Genomic DNA, 4,720 nt, shown 5'->3' with positions numbered 1-4,720 from the left:
AAAAAAAAGAAAAATACATAAATATTCTAAATGACTTACTATTAAAGATTGATAATATTATTTTAAACATTAAAAATAATTTTAAAATATCAAGAAATATATTTATGTCTGATGAAGAGTTTAATTTTTTTAGAGAGATATTTGATGATTATATAGAAAACCTTGAAAGCGAAAAATTAAACGCTGAAAAGTTAAAAAGCGAAATAGAAAATCATGAAACAGTTTAATGACATTACTAATAATTTTTATAACAAAGAAATAAAAAAAACAGAGAAAATGGCGAGAGGAGTTTTCTACAGCTCTTTTAATAAAGATGAAAGAATAGAAAAAGAATTAGAAACAAAAATTGAAAAATGGAAAAAAGATTTAAATGATTATATATATAACAATAATCCATATATAGGAAATAAAAGAGAATTAGAAATAGCAAAAAAAGAATTAGATAAAAAAGATATTAGCAAAGAAGATATAATAAATAATTTGAATATATTTAAATCACTTGATATAGACACAAAATTTTGGCTTGATAAATTAGAAAACAATAATTTAAACGCTATAAAGAAAAATATAATATCAAATTGGAATGAAGTTTATAATAAAAAAAATAATGAATGGACTATAAACACCATTAAAGAAAAAAGATATAAGTTTATTAATGATATAGAATCTTGGATTAAATTATTAAAGAGATTAAAATATATGTCTAATATACTTAGAATAAAAACTGCTGTGTTGTGGGACTTTAGAGTTGGTGAATTAAAAGAAGAGGATATTTCTTTATTAGAGAGATGGGTTAAGTTTATAGACAATATTGATAAAAATAATTATATAGACAAAATATCAGACTCTATAGGCAAAAAAATAGATATAGAAAAACTAACAAAAAACATAGAATTAAAAAATAATTATTCACATACAAACAAAAAGATTGATTCTAAAGATGAGATATCAGGCATTTATTTTTCTAAAGATATAGAAAACATTATTCCACAGGAGCTTTCACTTCTTTGCAATGAGGAAGCAGAAAAATTGTTTAAGCTAAAATATATAGAAAACAGAATTATGTGCTTTGATAAAAGTTACTATGCATTTGATGAATTAGATAAAAACAAAACTGCATCGGGCTATAAAGATTCAAAAGGCGATATGATTATATGCATAGACACAAGCGGTTCTATGAAAGGGATAAACGAATATATTGCCAAATCTATAATGTTTAAAATATTGATGAAAGCTATAGCAGAAAATAGAAATGCTTATCTTATTAACTTCAGCACAGAAATATACACATATAAGTTTGACAAAAATAGCGGAGTAGATGAACTTATAAAATTTTTAAAACTTAGCTACTATGGAGGCTCTGATATATACAAGGCTCTCTATGAAGCAAATAGAATAATGAAAAAATATAATAATAATGATGTATTAGTGATATCAGATTTTATAATGGAAGATATGCCTCAATATTTGGTTGATATATGTTTAAAGCAGAGAAAAGAGGGAAATAATTTTTTTGCTGTGTCTATTGGTAAGTTTCCATTTGGACATTCTTATAAAAAAGTTTTTAATAGGCATTGGGTATTCGATGTAGAAAGCGGAATAAAAGAGATTAGTTAATTAATATCTCTAATGCATAATCATCGTTGTCTTTTAGAGCATAATTTTTTGATATTCTGTTAATGCCATAAGGATTTAAATATACTGCAGCTATTTCGTTTTCTGATTCTATTATAGGAATTAAATCTCTCTCTTTAATAGCAACTTTTAAATCTATTAAAATCTTTCTCAAATATTTTTTCTCCCCATTAGGGTAGCTATACAAAAAATCCCCTTCTTTTCTTTTTCGTATAGTAAGTGGGAAAGTTTTTTTTATGTATATATTTTTTTTATAATCAATGTCTTTGTTTAAAACAGTTTTTATATTTATGGTTTTACCTGCAAAATTGTAAACTCCGTCATTATAAACTGTAATTGAATCTGCATTAATATTATTAGTTTTTACAATTTCTAACATGTAATAACTTTTTGCTAAATTATAATCATCAAGCCTCAATACTATATTTGGTTTTTTTGAATAAATTATTTTTAATATTTCTAATAGCCTTTTTTCTGTTATCTCAATATTGTTTTTAAAAAGAAACTTTATAATTATTTTTTTTAATACAAGTTTGTTTTTTATATTTTTTATATTTATTTTATTTCTGCTGATCTCTATTTTTTTATATGTTTTATTAACTTTTTTTCTTAATATGTTTGACTCTTCATAAACTCTATAAGCAAACTTTATTATATTATTTTTTGCTTGTAAGTTTATCTCTTCAAGCATTGGTATAATAACATTTCTCAATTTGTTTCTTGAATATTTATTTGTTTTGTTTGATGAGTCTTCTCTGTGAGATAAGCTGTTTTCTTTGGCGTAATCTTCAATATCTTTTCTGTAGAAGTTTAATATTGGTCTTAACACATATTTTCTTTTTTTGCTTAACGCTTTATAAATATTTGTGCCGCTTCCTTTAATCATTCTATAAATTATAGTTTCTGTTAAATCATCTTTATTATGAGCTATAAGCAAATAATCATATATTTTTTTATTATAAAGCTCTTTGAAAAATAAATATCTGTCTTTTCTTGCCTCTAATTGAGTGTTTTTATTATCGTAGCTTCCTTTCTCTATTTGTTTTACATAAATATCTATATTATAATTTTTAGCAGTATCCCTTGCAAACATTTCATCGCCAATGGACTCTTCGCCCCTTAAATTATAATTAACATGAATTGCTATAAGGTTATAGTTAAGTTTATCTTTAAGTTTGTATGCTATATTTAAAAGTACCTGTGAATCAATACCGCCAGAATATGCCACAGCAAAGGTTAATTTTTCTTTTTTATTAGAAGAACTATTAGAAACATTTTTTTTATTATTTTCTTCATTTTCTTTTATAGTTTCTAATAAAAATTGCTCTACTTCTTTTAACATATCTTTTGACTGCTTTTAATTGTTGTCATACATTCTTTCTATTTTTGTGATGCCTATAATATCAAAACATATACCAAGAATCTTTTTAACAGCTCTTATTAAAGTAAGTCTTTCCTGTCTTATATCATCATTTTCTTCTAATACAATATTATCATAATAAAACTTATGTAAAGCAGAAGCAACATCATAAGTATAATTTAATAAAGTATAAACCTCTAAAGACTTAGCAGACTCATAAATCTCATCTGGGAATCTTAATATCATCTTAGCAAGTTTCAAAGTGCTTTCATTAGATATTTTATTAATGTCAAACTGTTTATTATAATCATACTTCATATTTTTCTCTTCTAGTTTGAAGAAAATATTGCAAACTCTCGCATAAGCATATTGAACATAATAAACGGGGTTATCATTATCTTTCTTTTTAGCAAGCTCTAAGTCAAAATCTAATGAACTAGAATATGAACGCATAAGAAGAAAATATCTAGTAGGGTCAACACCAATCTCATCAATAACCTCTTCAAGACTAATCATATCCCCAGTTCTTTTACTCATTCTCACAAGTTCATTTCCTCTATACAAACGAACCAACTGCCCAAGTATAACTTTTAAATCAGCAGTATCATCACTCACAGCCCTCACAGCAGCAGTAATTCTAGGAACATAACCATGATGGTCAGCACCTAATATATCTATTAAATATTTATATCCTCTGTCTATTTTATTTTTGTGATATGTAATGTCTGGTGCAAAATAAGTGTATGAACCATTACTTTTTTTAACTACCCTATCTTTATCATCGCCATATTTGGTACTTCTAAACCAAACAGCATTATCCTCTTCAAATAAAAGCCCCTTTTCATTTAAATAATCTATAGTCTTTTCTAATTCTCCGCCCTCTCTTATCTTGAGTTCAGAAGCATAATTGTCCATATATGTGCGAAATCTCTCTAACAGTTTTCTCTGCTGTTCTAGTATTATATCCTTCGGCACTCCTTCCATTTTAGCAATATCTTTAATATAAGCACCATGATATCCATCTTCAGGAATCTCTCTTCCTTCTTTTACAGCATTAACACTCTCATTAAGCTTTGTTATCTGCTCTCCCGCATCATTAACATAAAACTCTTGATACACATCATGACCAACATATTTAAGTATATTTGATAAAGCACTTCCAATAGCAGCCCATCTACCATGACCAATATGAAGCGGACCTGTAGGATTGGCACTAACATATTCAACTAGTATTTTTTTCTTATCTTCTGCAGAGTTCTTGCCATAATCATCATCTTCTAATAATTTGTTTATACATTCATTTATATAATCTTTTGATAATGTTAAATTTATAAACCCAGGTCTAGCAACCTCAACATTATCAAAATATTTTTTATCTATTAGTTTTACAATATCATTAGCTATATCAAAAGGATTTTTTTTAAGAAGTTTTGAAAGCCTCATAGCTACAGGCGAAGCATAATCTCCAAACTTCTCATCTACAGTGTATCCTATATCTATATAAGAATCTATGTTATCTATCCCCGTGTCTTTTAAATAATTGCATAAAGCTTCTTTTATTATATCTGATACTATTTTTTTAAGCATACCCTCTCCACAAAAAATATTTAGAAAATAGCCTTTATAGTATATCAAAGTTTATAACTTCTGCAAGTATAATATTTTAATGTATTTAAATAATTATATATTGTTAATATTTGTAGTATAATATTGACATATTTTTTT

Annotated in this window: 3 protein-coding genes and 1 pseudogene; 2 read left to right on the top strand and 2 right to left on the bottom strand. The window is 25.7% G+C overall.

Going from position 1 to position 4,720, the window contains the following annotated elements; all coding sequences use genetic code 11:
- Together E6A48_RS02605 and E6A48_RS02600 are read left to right on the top strand one after the other, a co-directional pair.
- Positions 1–227: pseudogene (locus tag E6A48_RS02605) on the top strand (AAA family ATPase); the annotation flags it as partial.
- Entirely contained in the window at positions 214–1,617 is a 1,404-nt protein-coding gene (locus tag E6A48_RS02600; RefSeq protein ID WP_219708420.1) for a VWA domain-containing protein, read from the top strand. The pseudogene E6A48_RS02605 and the gene E6A48_RS02600, both read left to right, overlap by 14 nt.
- On the opposite strand, the gene tilS is transcribed toward E6A48_RS02600, so the two are convergent.
- Positions 1,610–2,977 (bottom strand): tRNA lysidine(34) synthetase TilS, encoded by a 1,368-nt coding sequence (gene tilS, locus E6A48_RS02595; protein ID WP_219708419.1) that lies wholly within the window; start codon positions 2,975–2,977, stop codon positions 1,610–1,612. The two genes, E6A48_RS02600 and tilS, sit on opposite strands and share 8 nt — an antisense overlap.
- A gap of 15 nt (positions 2,978–2,992) precedes the next feature.
- The gene (locus tag E6A48_RS02590; RefSeq protein WP_219708418.1) at positions 2,993–4,582 is read right to left on the bottom strand and encodes an arginine--tRNA ligase; all 1,590 of its coding nucleotides are present in this window, start codon (positions 4,580–4,582) and stop codon (positions 2,993–2,995) included.
- Positions 4,583–4,720 lie beyond the last annotated feature (138 nt).

The sequence above is a fragment of the Brachyspira pilosicoli genome (assembly GCF_019402445.1).
Lineage (GTDB): Bacteria > Spirochaetota > Brachyspiria > Brachyspirales > Brachyspiraceae > Brachyspira > Brachyspira pilosicoli_B.
The sequence above is the reverse complement of the archived record's forward strand: the minus strand, read 5'-3'. Positions and strand labels throughout refer to the sequence as shown.

Coding starts and splice junctions, on each gene's coding strand:
- E6A48_RS02600 (WP_219708420.1), top strand. CDS start 214: ATGAAACAGTTTAATGACATTACTAATAATTTTTATAACAAAGAAATA.
- tilS (WP_219708419.1), bottom strand. CDS start 2,977: ATGTTAAAAGAAGTAGAGCAATTTTTATTAGAAACTATAAAAGAAAAT.
- E6A48_RS02590 (WP_219708418.1), bottom strand. CDS start 4,582: ATGCTTAAAAAAATAGTATCAGATATAATAAAAGAAGCTTTATGCAAT.